This window comes from Paracoccus isoporae (assembly GCF_900101865.1).
Lineage (GTDB): Bacteria > Pseudomonadota > Alphaproteobacteria > Rhodobacterales > Rhodobacteraceae > Paracoccus > Paracoccus isoporae.
Genome location: NZ_FNAH01000002.1, coordinates 419392 through 433227, shown reverse-complemented (window position 1 = coordinate 433227; position 13836 = coordinate 419392). Strand labels below are relative to the sequence as shown.

15 protein-coding genes are annotated in these 13836 nt (G+C 65.6%); 10 read left to right on the top strand and 5 right to left on the bottom strand.

Going from position 1 to position 13836, the window contains the following annotated elements; genetic code table 11:
* Window positions 1-43: 43 nt before the first annotated feature.
* Entirely contained in the window at window positions 44-910 is an 867-nt protein-coding gene (locus BLT73_RS05645) for an NAD(P)-dependent oxidoreductase (RefSeq protein ID WP_090521627.1), read from the top strand.
* Window positions 911-1191: 281 nt separating this feature from the next.
* On the opposite strand, the gene BLT73_RS05640 is transcribed toward BLT73_RS05645, so the two are convergent.
* Entirely contained in the window at window positions 1192-2349 is a 1158-nt protein-coding gene (locus BLT73_RS05640; RefSeq protein ID WP_090521626.1) for an LLM class flavin-dependent oxidoreductase, read from the bottom strand.
* Between the two features lie 84 nt (window positions 2350-2433).
* Here BLT73_RS05640 and BLT73_RS05635 point away from each other — a divergent pair, with 84 nt between their 5' ends.
* Together BLT73_RS05635 and BLT73_RS05630 are read left to right on the top strand one after the other, a co-directional pair.
* Complete coding sequence (locus BLT73_RS05635) at window positions 2434-3135, top strand: GntR family transcriptional regulator (protein WP_090521624.1); 702 nt, start codon at window positions 2434-2436, stop codon at window positions 3133-3135.
* A gap of 7 nt (window positions 3136-3142) precedes the next feature.
* Window positions 3143-4273, top strand: coding sequence for a Gfo/Idh/MocA family protein (locus BLT73_RS05630; protein ID WP_090521622.1), 1131 nt, complete (start codon window positions 3143-3145; stop codon window positions 4271-4273).
* A 26-nt stretch (window positions 4274-4299) separates the two neighbouring features.
* On the opposite strand, the gene BLT73_RS05625 is transcribed toward BLT73_RS05630, so the two are convergent.
* Window positions 4300-4671: a hypothetical protein gene (locus tag BLT73_RS05625; protein WP_090521621.1), complete on the bottom strand. Its 372-nt coding sequence runs from the start codon at window positions 4669-4671 to the stop codon at window positions 4300-4302.
* A gap of 311 nt (window positions 4672-4982) precedes the next feature.
* Here BLT73_RS05625 and BLT73_RS05620 point away from each other — a divergent pair, with 311 nt between their 5' ends.
* The 4 genes from BLT73_RS05620 to BLT73_RS05605 all read left to right on the top strand — a co-directional run bounded on the left by BLT73_RS05620 (window position 4983) and on the right by BLT73_RS05605 (window position 7666).
* Window positions 4983-5573, top strand: a complete 591-nt coding sequence (locus BLT73_RS05620) for an NADPH-dependent FMN reductase (protein WP_090521923.1) — start codon at window positions 4983-4985, stop codon at window positions 5571-5573.
* An 82-nt stretch (window positions 5574-5655) separates the two neighbouring features.
* Window positions 5656-5988 carry a GNAT family N-acetyltransferase gene (locus BLT73_RS05615; protein WP_090521619.1) on the top strand — a complete coding sequence of 111 codons (333 nt, stop codon included), beginning with the start codon at window positions 5656-5658 and terminating at the stop codon, window positions 5986-5988.
* Window positions 5989-5991: 3 nt separating this feature from the next.
* Window positions 5992-6639 carry an isochorismatase family protein gene (locus BLT73_RS05610; protein WP_090521616.1) on the top strand — a complete coding sequence of 216 codons (648 nt, stop codon included), beginning with the start codon at window positions 5992-5994 and terminating at the stop codon, window positions 6637-6639.
* A 52-nt stretch (window positions 6640-6691) separates the two neighbouring features.
* Window positions 6692-7666: a glutathione S-transferase family protein gene (locus BLT73_RS05605; RefSeq protein WP_090521614.1), complete on the top strand. Its 975-nt coding sequence runs from the start codon at window positions 6692-6694 to the stop codon at window positions 7664-7666.
* A 68-nt stretch (window positions 7667-7734) separates the two neighbouring features.
* Here BLT73_RS05605 and BLT73_RS05600 read toward each other — a convergent pair whose 3' ends face one another.
* The 3 genes from BLT73_RS05600 to BLT73_RS05590 are packed head-to-tail and all read right to left on the bottom strand — an operon-like array spanning window position 7735 to window position 10664.
* Window positions 7735-9261 (bottom strand): tripartite tricarboxylate transporter permease, encoded by a 1527-nt coding sequence (locus tag BLT73_RS05600; RefSeq protein WP_090521612.1) that lies wholly within the window; start codon window positions 9259-9261, stop codon window positions 7735-7737.
* A gap of 3 nt (window positions 9262-9264) precedes the next feature.
* Window positions 9265-9708, bottom strand: a complete 444-nt coding sequence (locus BLT73_RS05595) for a tripartite tricarboxylate transporter TctB family protein (protein ID WP_218132505.1) — start codon at window positions 9706-9708, stop codon at window positions 9265-9267.
* Window positions 9705-10664, bottom strand: coding sequence for a Bug family tripartite tricarboxylate transporter substrate binding protein (locus tag BLT73_RS05590; RefSeq protein WP_090521610.1), 960 nt, complete (start codon window positions 10662-10664; stop codon window positions 9705-9707). Before BLT73_RS05590 ends, BLT73_RS05595 begins: the two co-directional genes overlap by 4 nt.
* A gap of 105 nt (window positions 10665-10769) precedes the next feature.
* Here BLT73_RS05590 and BLT73_RS05585 point away from each other — a divergent pair, with 105 nt between their 5' ends.
* From BLT73_RS05585 to BLT73_RS05575, 3 genes are read left to right on the top strand one after another with little or no spacing between them, the layout of a single operon-like run.
* Window positions 10770-11435 carry a response regulator gene (locus BLT73_RS05585; protein ID WP_090521608.1) on the top strand — a complete coding sequence of 222 codons (666 nt, stop codon included), beginning with the start codon at window positions 10770-10772 and terminating at the stop codon, window positions 11433-11435.
* Window positions 11432-12826 (top strand): sensor histidine kinase, encoded by a 1395-nt coding sequence (locus BLT73_RS05580; protein WP_090521606.1) that lies wholly within the window; start codon window positions 11432-11434, stop codon window positions 12824-12826. The genes BLT73_RS05585 and BLT73_RS05580 overlap by 4 nt, the downstream gene beginning before the upstream one ends.
* On the top strand, window positions 12796-13821 hold the full coding sequence (locus tag BLT73_RS05575; RefSeq protein ID WP_090521604.1) for an ABC transporter substrate-binding protein: 1026 nt from the start codon (window positions 12796-12798) through the stop codon (window positions 13819-13821). Before BLT73_RS05580 ends, BLT73_RS05575 begins: the two co-directional genes overlap by 31 nt.
* Window positions 13822-13836 lie beyond the last annotated feature (15 nt).

Here is a 13836-nt window from a genome sequence, read left to right as displayed (position 1 = left end):
TGGCTTTCAACGCGGGATATGTCTTCGACGGGAGGGGGCGAACATGGCCAAGCTGGCATTTCTGGGACTGGGTGTGATGGGGTATCCGATGGCCGGGCATCTGGCGAAGGCGGGCCATGAGGTCACGGTCTATAACCGCAGCGGTGCAAAGGCCGATAAATGGGTCTCGGAGTTCGGCGGCAAGGCCGCGCCCACCCCGCGCGAGGCGGCATCCGGCGCCGAATTCGTCATGGCCTGCGTCGGCAATGACGATGATCTGCGCAGCGTCTGCACCGGGGATGACGGCGCGTTCGCGGGCATGGAGAAGGGCGCGGTCTTCGTCGATCACACCACCGTGTCGGCGCGGGTGACGCGGGAACTGGCGGAGGCGGCGGCGGCTGGCGGGATCGGCTATGTTGATGCGCCGATCTCGGGCGGGCAGGCGGGGGCCGAGAACGGCCAGCTCTCGGTGATGTGCGGCGGCGATCAGGCGGATTTCGACCGCGCCGCGCCGGTGATCGACGCCTATGCCAAGATCTGCCGCCTGATGGGGCCGGTGGGCGCGGGGCAGACCACCAAGATGTGCAACCAGATCGCCATTGCCGGGCTGGTTCAGGGCCTATCGGAATCGCTGCGCTTCGCGGAGGCTTCGGGGCTCAAGATCGAGGATGTGGTCGAGGTCATCAGCCAGGGTGCCGCCGGAAGCTGGCAGATGGAGAACCGCCACAAGACCATGGCGGCGGGCGAGTTCGATCACGGCTTCGCCGTGGACTGGATGCGCAAGGATCTGGGGATCTGCCTGGCCACCGCCGATGATATCGGGGTGAGCCTGCCGGTCACGGCCCTTGTCGATCAGTTCTACAAGGAGGTGCAGGGGATGGGCGGCAATCGCTGGGATACCTCGTCGCTGATCGCGCGGCTGCGGCGGTGAGCGCGGCATCTATTCGCATGCGCTGATCTCGGATCAGGCCGACAAACGACAAGATTGTGCGGACTCACCGGCTGAGATTCAGACCCGGCCCGGAACAAGGCGCATCGCGCCGCCGGGCCAGCGGCCGACCGCCCCGTGGGCGGCCGCTTCTTTGCCGGTCCGCGCCGAACAGCCGTTCGATGTTGCTGCACGATAAAGGTTCCTACCTCAAAGGCCGGATGCGGCCACCCGAGGTCGGCCGCTGGCCCTCTGTCTGGAGTGGGTCATCACTGGCTGTAAGGTTACCGCCGCACTCCATTCCCAAGCGGCGTATCCGGCATCCCGTCCGGCACCCGCCCGTATTCCTGCGGCAAGGAGCAGGTCTTCAGATGCGGCATCACCAGCCGCCCGAAATGCGCGCATTCCTCCAGATGCGGATAGCCCGAGAAGATGAAGGCGCGAATGCCCATCTTCTGATACGCCTCGATCTCGGACAGCACCTGATCGGCGGAGCCAACAAGCGCCGCGCCGCAGCCCGACCGCGCCCGGCCGATCCCGGTCCACAGTTGCGGCTCGATGAACCCCTCCATATCGGCAAGTTCGCGGTTCTTCGCCTGATGCGACACGCCCAGAGAGCCGGAATCCAGCGCCCGTTCCCGGATCGCGCGGCCCTGTTCGTCATCCAGTTTCGAGACCAGCTCGCGCGCGTACTCCTTCGCCTCGGCCTCGGTCTCGCGCACGATGACATGGACGCGCAGGCCGTAATCCAGGGTGCGCCCGTAGCGCTCGGCCACCGCATTGACGGCCCGCATCCGCCCGGCCAGATCCTCCTTCGTCTCCGGCCACATCAGATAGACATCGCAATGCTGCCCGCAGAGTTCGAGCGCGTCGGGCGAATAGCCGCCGAAATACAGCAACGGCCCGCCATTCTGCTGATAGGGTTTCGCCGGATCGGTGGGCACGCCCCGGAACTGATAGACCTCGCCCTCATGGTTGATCTCGTCCTGCGTCCAGGCCTGTTTCAGGATTTCCACCACCTCGCGCGACCGCTGATAGCGAAAGGCGCTCTCGGCCTTCTCGCCCGGAAAATCGCTGCTGATGATGTTGAGCGTCAGCCGGCCTTGCAGCATGTGATCCAGCGTGGCGACGGTGCGGGCCAGCATGATCGGCTGCATCTCGCCGCAGCGCACCGCGGCCAGCAGGTTGATCCGGTCGGTGATCGGCGCGCAGCCCGCCACGAAGCTGAGCGTGTCCTGCCCGACCTGGTAAGATGACGGGCACAGGATATTGCGAAACCCCTGCGCCTCGGCGGTGGTCACGATCTCGGAACAATGATCCCAGCTTGAGCGCAGCGCACCATCAGGCACACCCAGATAGCGGTAATCGTCCGAACACAGCGCGGAGAACCAGGATATCTCGGCGCGCTCCAGATCGGGGGAGGTGATCGGGACAATGCTCATGGCGGCGTCTCCGCTGGGAAGTTTCCCCTTGCGTAGCAGGCCGGTTCAGGTAGATCAATACTGTATCAATTTATCCGGGCGGACATGGACAAGCACAGCGCATTGCCGCGCTATCTTCAGCTCAGCGAGATGCTGGCCCGCGACATCGCCGCAGGCCATCTGCTCGATGGGGAGCGCCTGCCGCCGGAGCGGGTGCTGGCGGCGCGGCTGAAGACCTCGGTCGGCACGCTGCGCAAGGCATTGGCGGAACTGACGCAGCGTGGTCTGCTGGAACGGCGGCAGGGATCGGGCAATTACATCCGCGCCGTCGCGGACCCGCAAGGCGTCTATGCCTTCTTCCGCATCGAGCTGCTGAGCGGCGGCGGGTTGCCCACGGCGCGGCTGCTGTCGCTGGATCTGATGCGCAAACCGGCGGATCTGCCGGATTTCGGCCGGTCCGATCACGCCCATCGCATCCGCCGTCTGCGCTTTCTGAACGATCTGCCCTGCGTGCTGGAGGAGATCTGGCTGGATGCCGGATATGCCCCGCGCCTTGCCGCGAAGGATCTGTCGGAATCGCTCTATCTCTTCTACCGCAGGCGGCTGGATCTGTGGATCAGCCATGTCGAGGACCGCGTCTCGACCGGCGCACTGCCCGGCTGGGTGCCGCCTGCGTTCGGGCTGTCACCGGGCAGCGTCACCGGGCTGGTGCAGCGGGTCGGTTTCGATCAGCAGAATTGTCGTGCGGAATTTTCCCGCAACTGGTTCAACCCGCAGCACTGCCATTACGTGTCACGGATCAGATAGGGGCATCATGTCGGACAGGATCAGCTACGGGATTATCGGCTGCGGGATGATGGGGCAGGAGCATCTGCGCAATATCCAGTTGCTGCCCGATACACGGATCGCCGCGATTTTCGAGCCGGACGGCCGGATGCGGCAGGCGGCGGCGCTGATCGCCCCGGACGCAGCGTTCTGCGACACGCTGGACGATCTGCTGGCGCGGGTCGATCTTGATTGCCTGGTCATCGCGTCGCCCAATCTCGACCATATCGGCCAGCTTGAACGCCTCGCCCAGACCCGCCATCTGCCGGTGCTGATCGAGAAGCCGCTGTTTACCCGGATCGAGGACCGCGCCCGGCTGGAGGCGCTGCACCGAGGCTATCAAGCGCCGATCTGGGTGGCGATGGAATATCGCTACATGCCGCCGATCGCGGTGTTCCTGCAGAAGATGCCTGCGGTGACGGGCGGGCTGCGGATGTTGTCGATCCGCGAGCACCGCTTTCCCTTCCTGCCCAAGGTCGGGGCGTGGAACCGCTTCAACCGCAATTCCGGCGGCACGATGGTCGAGAAATGCTGCCATTTCTTCGACCTGATGCGGCTCGCCACCGGTTCCGAACCGCGGCGGGTCATGGCCAGTGCCGGGCAGGCGGTGAACCATCTGGATGAGCGGTACGGCGACGAAACGCCGGATGTCTGGGATCACGGCTTCGTCATCGTGGATTTCGACAACGGCGTGCGGGCCATGCTGGATCTGTGCATGTTCGCAGAGGGCGCCCGCTTTCAGGAGGAGATCGCGGCCGTCGGCCCGGCGGGCAAGATCGAGGCGCTCGTCCCCGGCCCCGGTCGCTTCTGGCCGGCCCATCTGGGCGATCCGCCCGTCGCCCAGATCGTGGAAAGCCCGCGCCAGCCGCGCGGCCCGGTTATCAGCGGCGTACCGGTGGATCCGGCGCTGCTGGCGGCGGGCGATCATAACGGGGCGACCTTCTATCAGCATCAGCGGTTCAACGCGGTGGTGCGGGGCGCGGCGCAGCCGGAAGTCGGGGTCGAGGACGGGATGAAGGCGGTGCTGATGGGGCTGGCGGCACAGGAATCGGCGCTGTCCGGCCAGGCGGTGACGCTGGATTTCGGCGCGGGCGGCGCGGATCTGGCCCGCCGCGCCTGATCGCGCCTTGCCGCGCCGGTCAGCCGTCAGAGATAGCTGTCCTCCTCGGCCCGCTCCTCGTCATCGCGGATGGCGCGTTCAAAGCCATAGGAGAACAGGATGAAGGCGCAGGGCAGCAGCAGCAGCGCGAACAGCCACGTTTCCAGATGCAGCAGCCGCGCAAGCGCCCAGGAGAAGGGTTGCGGCAGCATCAGAAGATGCGATTGATAGACCCCGAACGGGGTTTCCAGCCCGTCCGGCGCCAAGCCGAGAAGCTGGCCAATCTCATGGCTGTGCCCATCAGAATGGGCAATAACGTGAGCCAGATTATAGATCGCGAGACTGAAGCTTACCAGCACCAGCAGCGCCGAGAGCCCGGCCACGATCCAGAGTTTGCGAAATAGCTTGTTGTCAGTCATCTTACCCAATGTTCCAGGACGGAAACGAGCAAACCGCAGGCGAACACAAGGCAACCGTCTATAGTCGAAAATGATAGTCATGCTTACGAGTTGCTGTAAAGGGCGAAAACCCCGGATTCTAATAACTTAATGATAGGCCGCTCAGGGCTGCATGTGACGCTGCGGCAGATCGGGCGGGGTGGAGTCGGCCGGTGTTCGCCCAGGCCGAATGCCGGTTTTCCCACCGCGTGGCTGGAACGCGGATGCGGCGCTGCGCATTCTTCCGGGAGAGCAACATAAAGGCCGGATTTGGCCCGGATGAGGAATATCACATGAGCACACCGAAAATCGCCGTCATCATCAGCTCCACCCGCGAGGCACGTTTCGCGGACAAGCCCGCCGCCTGGCTGATGGAGCAGGTGAACGGGCGCGACGACATGGAATTTGAACTGCTCGATCTCAGGGATTTCGATCTGCCGTTCTTCGACGAGGCCGCCTCGAATGCCTGGATGCCCAGCGAAGATCCCAAGGCCGTCGCATGGCAGGACCGGATCCGCGAGTTCGACGGCTATGTCTTCCTGACGGCGGAATATAACCACTCGATCACCGGGGCGCTCAAGAACGCGCTCGACCAGGCCTACAAGGAGTGGAACCGCAAGCCGGCCGGTGCGATGGGTTACGGCGGCGTTGGCGCCGCGCGCGCCATCGAGCATCTGCGCAACATCGCGGTGGAACTTCAGATGGTGCCGCTGCGCAACGCGGTTCATCTCGGTGGCGGCGAGTTCATGAAGGTCAGCCCGCTTGGCCAGGACGGCCCGATGTCGGGGGTCACGGAGGTGCTGAAGCCCTCGCTCGACGCGATGCTGGATGAGCTGAAATGGTGGGCCGATGCGACCATGGCGGCACGGGCGAAGGACGACTGACAGGATCCGGCGGCCGGGGGCGGCGTCCGCGCGCCCCCCGGCCGCCCGCAAAGGGTATTTTTGTGAAGAAGAGGTGACTGGAATGAGCGATATTCGGATCACGCGCGAGGATGGCGAGGGCACGGGGCGTTACGTCGCGCGCCTGCCTGGCATCGCCGGCGAGGGGGAAATCACCTTCACCCGGCAAGAGGAGGGCATCATTAGCGCCGATCACACCGGCGTGCCCGACACGATGGAAGGGCAGGGCGTGGCCAAGGCGCTGCTGGAGTTCATGCTCGACGATGCGCGCGAGAGCGGCTTCCGCATCGTGCCGATCTGTCCCTTCATCCGCGGGCAATATGAGAAACACCCGGAATGGGCGGATCTGTTCACCACCCGGCCCGGAGAGAAACCCAAACTGCGCGCGAAAGGATAAGCCATGGCCAAGACCGAAGCCGAACCCGTCCGCGATCCGCAATCGGATCATCTGCTGACGCCGGAGAATTGCGCGGTGGTGCTGATCGACTATCAGCCCGAGCAGTACCGCACGATCAACTCCGCCACGACCGAGGAGATCAATCTGAACGTCATTGCGCTGTGCAAGCTGGTGAAGGCCTATGATTTGCCGGTGATCGTCTCGACCGTCGGCGTTGATATGGGGGTGAACACCGGCACGCCCGAGGAGATCCTGGCCGAGTTGCCGGGTGTCACCGAGATCGACCGGACCGGGGTGAATTCCTGGGAGGACGCGGAGTTTCGCGAGGCGGTGAAGGCCACCGGGCGCAAGAAGATCGTCATGGCCGGTCTGTGGACCGAGGTGTGCCTGGCCTTCCCGACGCTGGACATGATCGAGGACGGCTTCGAGATCTATCCGGTCGCCGACGCGGTGGGCGGGATCTCCATCACCGCGCATCACCAGGGGCTGGAGCGGATGCGCGAGGCGGGGGCCACGCCGGTCACCGCGATCCAGTTCGGCTCGGAGCTGATGCGGAACTGGGCGCGGGAGTCGTCGCAGAAGTTTCGCGAGGTGCTGCAATGGTACTTCCCGAAGAAGAACGAGCTGATGGAACAGGGCAAGATCGGCTGATCTGCCCGCAACGCGCCGGGGCCTCTGCGCCCCGGCCGAGGAAAGGTACCCGATGGGACAGTTGGTGGACGGCGTCTGGAAGGACGAATGGTATGACACGGAGAGCACTGGCGGGCGCTTCAAGCGCACGACGACCGCCTGGCGGAACTGGGTCACGCCGGACGGCACGGCGGGCGAGTCGGGTGAGGGCGGATTTGCCGCCGGGAGCGGGCGCTATCACCTCTATGTCAGCCTCGCCTGTCCCTGGGCGCATCGGGCGCTGATCTTCCGCGCGATCAAGGGGCTGGAGGATCACATCTCGGTCTCGGTGGTCCATCCCGACATGCTGAAGGAGGGCTGGGAGTTCCGCACAGATTTTCCCGGTGCCACGGGCGACGAGCTGTTCGGCGCCGCCTATCTGCGCGACATCTATCTGCGCGCCGACCCCGATGCCTCGGGCCGGGTGACGGTGCCGGTGCTGTGGGACAAGCAGCAGAACACCATCGTCAGCAATGAAAGCGCCGAGATCATCCGCATGTTCAACAGCGCCTTCAACGGGCTGACCGGAAACGCGGATGACTACTACCCCGAGGCGCTGCGGGGCCGCATTCACGAGATCAATGACCGCGTTTACGACACCGTGAATAACGGCGTCTACAAGGCGGGGTTCGCCACTTCGCAGGAGGCCTATGACGAGGCGGTGCGGCCCTTGTTCGACAGTCTCGACTGGCTGGAGGGGATCCTGGCCGAGAACCGCTATCTCACCGGCGAGACGCTGACCGAAGCGGATTGGCGGCTGTTCACCACCGCCGTGCGCTTCGATCCGGTCTATCACACGCATTTCAAATGCAACCGGGCCTGGCTGCGCGAATATCCCAACCTCTGGGGCTGGACGCGGGAACTTTATCAGATGCCGGGCGTGGCCGGGACGGTCGATTTCGACCATATCGGGCGGCATTACCATTACAGCCACGACATGATTAACCCGCATCGCATCATCCCGATCAACCCGCAGATCGACTGGGACGAGCCACACGGGCGCGGCTGAGACACGCGTTCCCAAAGCAAAGGGCCGCCGGGGATGCCGGCGGCCCTTTCTGGCGGACTGACGGAGCTTCAGTCCACGTTCATCGTCGGATCGCTCTCCGGCATGGGCGGCTTTTTCAGCAGCCGGCGCAGGAAGATCGGCGCGACAAAGCCCAGAACCGCGGCGATCCACAGCCCGACCGCGATGGGAGAGCTGAACAGGAACGTCCAGTCCCCGTTCGACAGCACCATGGCGCGGCGGAGGTTGTCCTCCATCGCGTTGCCCAGAAGGATGCCCAGGATCACCGGCACGGTGGGCATGTCCAGCTTGCGCATGACGTAACCCAGCACGCCGAAGCCGACCATCATCAGCATGTCGAAGCTCGACCCGGTGAGCGAATAGATCCCGACAAAGGCGATCATCGTCACCCCCGGCAGCAGCACCCAGGCGGGGACCGACAGGATATGGACGAAGACCTTCACCATCGGCACGTTCATCAGGAGCAGCACGATATTGGCGATCAGAAGTGCCGCGATCAGCGACCAGATCACCTCCGGGCGCTCGGTGAACAGAAGCGGGCCGGGCGTGATGTTCAGCGTCAGAAGGAGCGCCAGAAGAACGGCGGTGGTCCCCGATCCCGGCACGCCGAGCGTCAGCATGGGCACGAGCGCACCGCCGGCGGCGGCGTTGTTGCCGGCCTCGGGTGCGGCCACGCCCTTCGGGTTGCCCTTGCCGAAGCTGTCCTTGTCACGCGCGACGGATTTCTCGGCCATATAGGCGAGGAACGAGCCGAGCGATGCGCCTGCACCGGGCAGCACGCCCGAGACGAACCCGATCCCCGTGCCCCGCGCCATCGCGCCCGAGCTTTGCCGCAGCATCCGCCAAGGCACGGCGATCTTGCCTAGCTTGACGCCGATGGCGCTGTCCTTGCCGTGGGTTTCGATGAAGAAGAACACCTCGGCCACGGCGAACAGGCCGACAATGGCGACGAGGAAATCGACGCCGTCCATCAGATGCAGCTCTCCGTACGTGAAGCGCGGCATGCCGGTGGTCTTGTCCAGCCCGATCATGGCGATGGCCAGACCGATGGCCGCCGCCATGGCCGCCTTGGCCTGGTTGTTCGATCCCATCCCGCCCAAGGTGCAGAAGGCGAGCATGTAGAGCGCGAAATACTCTGCCGGGCCGAATTTGAACGCAACCTGCGCCAGATAGGGGGCGAAGATCATCAGCCCGATCGTGGCCACGAAGGCCCCCACGAAAGAAGCCACGCCCGAGACGACAAGCGCCTCTCCGGCCTGGCCCTGCTTGGCCATGGGATAGCCGTCAAGCGTGGTCATCATCGCCGGTTCATCGCCGGGGATGTTCAGCAGGATCGAGGAGATCCGCCCGCCATACATCGCCCCGTAATAGACCGAGGTCAGCAGCACGAGTGCGGAAATCGCATCGAGCCCCATCGAAAAGGAGATCGGGATCAGCAGCGCCACGCCGTTTGACGGCCCCAGCCCCGGCAGCGCGCCGATGATCGTGCCGACGAAACAGCCGATCACCGCCAGCAGCAGCGTGTAGGGGGAGGCGGCGATTTCAAAGCCCATCGCCAGATTGCCGAGAATATCCATGGCTCAGAACCCCCAGCCGGCAGGCAGGCCGCGAAGGCCCAGACCCAGAACAAGACGGAACAGCACCCACAGCCCGATGCCGAGCCCGACGCCGGTGATCGCGGCGCGGAGCGGACGCCCGCCGATCTGCCAGCTCAGCACGCCGGAGGCGAAGGCGGTCGGGATGATGAAGCCAAGCGGCCCGATCGAGTAGGCATAGGCCACCAGCACGGCAAGCGCGATGCCCAGTTGCAGCACCATCGGCCCGGCGGGCCATTCGGCCTCCGGGTCGGGGCGGAGCACCATCACCAATGCGCAGAGGATCATCACCCCCGCGATCATGTAGGGAAACAGGCGAGGTCCGACCGGATCGGACATGAAGCTGGTCTGAATCGCACTGGCGCTGAGGATATACCCCAACGCCACCACGATCATGACCGCTCCGAAGATTCGGTCGCCGCGCATCATTGCAGCAGCCCGATCTCGCGCGAGACATCCTGGATCTGGGCGATATTGTCGGCCACGAAGGCCTCGAAATCGGCCCCGAAGATGTCATAGGGGGCCAGCCCGTTCTCTTCCATCACGGTCTGCCACTGGTCCGAAGCACCGACCTGCTGCAGCCAGTCGACCCATTTGTCGTAGTCTTCGTCGCTGATCCCCTTGGGCACATAGACGCCGCGCCAGTTCATCGCCACGCTGTCGATGCCCTGTTCCTTGGCAGTCGGCACATCCTCGAAGCCCGGCACGCGCTCTTCGGACAGCACCGCGATGGGGCGCACATCGCCCGAGGAGATGAAGCCGGTGATCTCCGACAGATCGCCGGTCATCGCCTGGGCGAAGCCGCCCACGGTCTGGGTGATCGCATCCGCGCCGCCGTCAAGGCCGATATACTTGACCGCGCGGGCATCCTCGAACCCGGCCGCGTCCAGCATCATCAACACTTTCAGATGGTCGAATCCGCCCACGGCGGAGCCGCCTGCGAACGCCACGGCAGAGGGATCGGCCTTCACCGCCTCGACCAGATCGTTCAGCGTCTGATATTCGCTGTCATTGGCGACCACGATCACGCCCGGATCGCCGCCGATCGTGCCGACCCAGCGGACCTGATCGGCGGTCGCACCGGCAAAGGCGTTCTGCGCCAGCCGCGTGGTGGTGGCGGAGGAGGCCGCGACAAACACATCCGGGTCTTCGTTGCGGTCGCCCACCACATGGGTATAGGCGACGCCGCCACCGGCCCCGGTGATGTTGGTGACCTGCACCATGTTGGGGACCAACCCCAGCTCGGTCATGATCCGGCCGATCTGGCGGCAGGTGAAATCCCAGCCGCCGCCGGGATTGGCCGGGGCGATGCATTCTTCAGCGAATGCGGGAAGGGCGGCGGTGGTGCCGAGCGCGAGAATCGCGGCGCGGGTCAGGTTTCTCATGGTATCCTCCCAGGGAAATGGGCGCCCGGAGGCGCGGTCTTGCGACGGTTAAGATTTGGTGAAAAGCTGACACGAAGCTGTCATCGGGCGAAAAAAGTTAAGAAGATGAGATTCCTGCTGGTCGAGGATAGCGACGCATTGGCCGAGGCGGTCGCGTCCCGGCTGGCGCTTGACGGCCACGGGGTGGACCGCGCGGCGACGCTGGCTGAGGCGGAAATCTTCATGGACTCGGCGCCGTATGATCTGGTTTTGCTGGACATCTCGCTGCCCGATGGCGACGGGCGGACCTTTCTGGCGCAGCAGCGCCGGGCCGGGCGCGAGACCCCGGTCATCATGATGACGGCGAGTGCCTCGGTGACTGACCGGGTGGCGACGCTGGATCAGGGCGCGGATGACTACCTGACCAAGCCCTTCGATTTCGAGGAGTTGCAGGCGCGGTGCCGCGCGGTGCTGCGCCGCCATTCCGGGGTGGCCGACAGCCGGCGGCAGTTTGCCGGCTTCACCTTCGATGCGCTCGGCGCGACGGTCACGGTGGGCGGCGAGGTGCGCGCATTGCGCGCCCGCGAATTGCGGCTGCTGGAGATCCTGCTGTCGCGGCCCGGCCAGACCTATTCCAAGCCGCATCTGATCGACCGGCTGTTTTCCTTTGACGAGGAGGTCAGCGATAACGCGATCGAGGTCTATATCGGCCGGCTTCGCCGCAAGCTCGACGGGTCGGGCGCGCGGCTGGAGACGCTGCGCGGCGTCGGCTACCGGCTGATCCCGGAATGAAGGCGCCGGGATTTCCCGGTCTGGGCGCGCAGGCCTCGCTGCGGCGGCGGCTGGCGGTGCAGTTCATCCTGCTTTCGGCGCTCCTCGTGCTGGCGCTGTTTCTGGCGATCCGCTTCACCTCCGAACGGGCCTCCCGCGCCAGTCAGGACGCGATGCTGGGTGCCGCGGTGATCTCGGTCGGGGACGGGGTGCGCGCGGCGGATGAGGGGCTGGTCTTCGATCTGCCCTATGCCACCTTCTCGATGCTGGGCGCGATGGGAGAGGAGCGGATCTTCTACAGCCTCAGCATCGGCAGCCGCGTCATCACCGGCTATGAGGGGCTGCCGCCCCCGCCCGCGCCGCCGGCCGGGCTGACGCCGGTGTTCTGGGGCGGCGATTACCGTGGCAGCCATTTGCGGCTGGCGGCCATCACCCGGCAGGTGTTGCTGGACGATGCGATGCAGGAAATCACCGTGGTGCTGGGCCAGACCCGCTACGGCCAGGCGGCGATTGCGCGCGACACGGCGCGCAGCGCGCTGTGGATCGGGCTGGTGCTGTTGCTGCTGGCGGGACCGCTGGCCTGGTGGGCGGCGCGCATGGTGATCCGCCCGGTGGACCGGCTGGCCGGCGCGGTGACGCGGCGCGGCCCGCATGACCTGCGCCCGCTGCGCCATCCCGCCCCGCGCGAATTGCAGCCCTTCGTCGCGGCGCTGAACGGCTTCATCGCCCGGCTGCGCGGCGCGCTGCAAATGGCCGAGACCTTCATCTTCGAGGCCGCGCATCGCATCCGCACACCGCTGTCGCTGGTGCGCAGCGAGGCGGAGCTGGCGCTTGCCGAAACCAGCGACGAGGCGACGCGGCAGCGCCTGCGCCGGATGCTGCGGGCGATCGGCGAAAGCAGCCGCTCGGCCAGCCAGATCCTCGATCACGCCATGGTCGTCTATCGCAGCGACCAGTTCGCCGCCGCGCCGCTGGATCTCTCCCAGCTTGTGCAAGCCGCGTTGCGGGCCATGCAGCCCCTGGCCGAGATGCGGGATATCGAGCTCTGCCCGGACGGGCTGGATCGCGCCTGTCCGGTCCTGGGCGATGAGCGGATGCTGGAGGCCGCGATCCGCAATATCCTGGACAATGCGCTGAAATATTCCGATCCCGAGGGGCGCGTGACCGTCACGCTGGCGCAGCGCGACGGGCGGGCCATGCTGGAGGTGCTGGACGAGGGCCGCGGACTGGCGCCGGGCGACCACGATCTCGGCGGGCGGTTCCGGCGCGGATCGAATGTCGGCAATGTCGTCGGCTCCGGCCTGGGCCTGACCATCGTGGGCGAAGTCGCGGACGCCCATGGCGGCGAATTTCACCTCACCTCAAGACCGGAGAAGGGCTCATGCGCCAGATTCTCGCTGCCATTGTCCTGACTGCGCTGCTCGGCGGTGCCGCCGCAGCATTCGAGGTCGAGAAGGAGCAGGTTTTCGGGCCGGAGGGCGGCGAGGAGATCCGGGTGATCTCGACCACCGATCTGGAATCCATTGCGGGCGTGATGCAGGGGTTCGCGGAGGACAATCCGGGGCAGCGCGTCCGCTATCTGCAAGCCTCCAGCATGGAGCTGTTCCGCGCCGTGTCCGAGGAGCTGGCTGAATTCGATTTGGTCATGTCCTCGGCGATGGATCTGCAGATGAAACTGGCCAATGACGGATTCGCCGCCTCGGTCGATCCGCGCCGGAACGGGCTGCCATCCTGGGCGCAATGGCGTGACCAGTTGTTCGGGGTGGCGCTTGAGCCGGTGCTGACGCTTGCCTCGCGCCAGGCGCTCGGCGATCTGCCGGTGCCGCGCACACGGCGCGACCTGATCGCGATGCTGCGCGAATATCCCGATCGCTTCGACCGCCGCATCGCCAGCTATGATCCGCAGACCTCTGGGGTGGGGTATTTCCTGATCTCGCAGGACAGCCAGCAATCGGAAGGGTTCTGGCGGCTGGCAGAGGTGATGGGCCGGCTGAACGCGCGGCTCTTCTGCTGCTCGGGCGAGATGATCGAGGAATTGCGGGCCGGGCAGGTGGCCGTGGCCTATAACGTGGTGGCGAGCTATGCCGCGCGCTACGCCCCCGACGATCCCGATCTGGTGCGCCTCGCGCTCGAGGATTACACCTTCGCGATCATCCGCTCGGCGCTCGTGCCGCGCAACGCACCCAATCCCGAGGGCGGGACGGCGCTGCTCTCCTATCTCCTGTCGGACGAGGCGCAGCGCGTCGTGGCGGCGGCGTCGGGTGTGGCGCTGATCCCCGGCACCGGGGCGGAGCCGTCGGTGCATATGCGCCCGATCCGACTTGATACCGGCCTGCTGGTCTATGATGACAGGCTGCGCCGCGCCGGGCTGCTGGCGGAATGGAATGCCGCCATGGTCCAGCCGTAGCGTGGCGGTGGACCG

Coding starts and splice junctions, on each gene's coding strand:
- BLT73_RS05625 (WP_090521621.1), bottom strand. CDS start 4,671: ATGACTGACAACAAGCTATTTCGCAAACTCTGGATCGTGGCCGGGCTC.
- BLT73_RS05580 (WP_090521606.1), top strand. CDS start 11,432: ATGAAGGCGCCGGGATTTCCCGGTCTGGGCGCGCAGGCCTCGCTGCGG.
- BLT73_RS05590 (WP_090521610.1), bottom strand. CDS start 10,664: ATGAGAAACCTGACCCGCGCCGCGATTCTCGCGCTCGGCACCACCGCC.
- BLT73_RS05585 (WP_090521608.1), top strand. CDS start 10,770: ATGAGATTCCTGCTGGTCGAGGATAGCGACGCATTGGCCGAGGCGGTC.
- BLT73_RS05645 (WP_090521627.1), top strand. CDS start 44: ATGGCCAAGCTGGCATTTCTGGGACTGGGTGTGATGGGGTATCCGATG.
- BLT73_RS05630 (WP_090521622.1), top strand. CDS start 3,143: ATGTCGGACAGGATCAGCTACGGGATTATCGGCTGCGGGATGATGGGG.
- BLT73_RS05640 (WP_090521626.1), bottom strand. CDS start 2,349: ATGAGCATTGTCCCGATCACCTCCCCCGATCTGGAGCGCGCCGAGATA.
- BLT73_RS05600 (WP_090521612.1), bottom strand. CDS start 9,261: ATGGATATTCTCGGCAATCTGGCGATGGGCTTTGAAATCGCCGCCTCC.
- BLT73_RS05575 (WP_090521604.1), top strand. CDS start 12,796: ATGCGCCAGATTCTCGCTGCCATTGTCCTGACTGCGCTGCTCGGCGGT.
- BLT73_RS05620 (WP_090521923.1), top strand. CDS start 4,983: ATGAGCACACCGAAAATCGCCGTCATCATCAGCTCCACCCGCGAGGCA.
- BLT73_RS05635 (WP_090521624.1), top strand. CDS start 2,434: ATGGACAAGCACAGCGCATTGCCGCGCTATCTTCAGCTCAGCGAGATG.
- BLT73_RS05605 (WP_090521614.1), top strand. CDS start 6,692: ATGGGACAGTTGGTGGACGGCGTCTGGAAGGACGAATGGTATGACACG.
- BLT73_RS05610 (WP_090521616.1), top strand. CDS start 5,992: ATGGCCAAGACCGAAGCCGAACCCGTCCGCGATCCGCAATCGGATCAT.
- BLT73_RS05615 (WP_090521619.1), top strand. CDS start 5,656: ATGAGCGATATTCGGATCACGCGCGAGGATGGCGAGGGCACGGGGCGT.
- BLT73_RS05595 (WP_218132505.1), bottom strand. CDS start 9,708: ATGATGCGCGGCGACCGAATCTTCGGAGCGGTCATGATCGTGGTGGCG.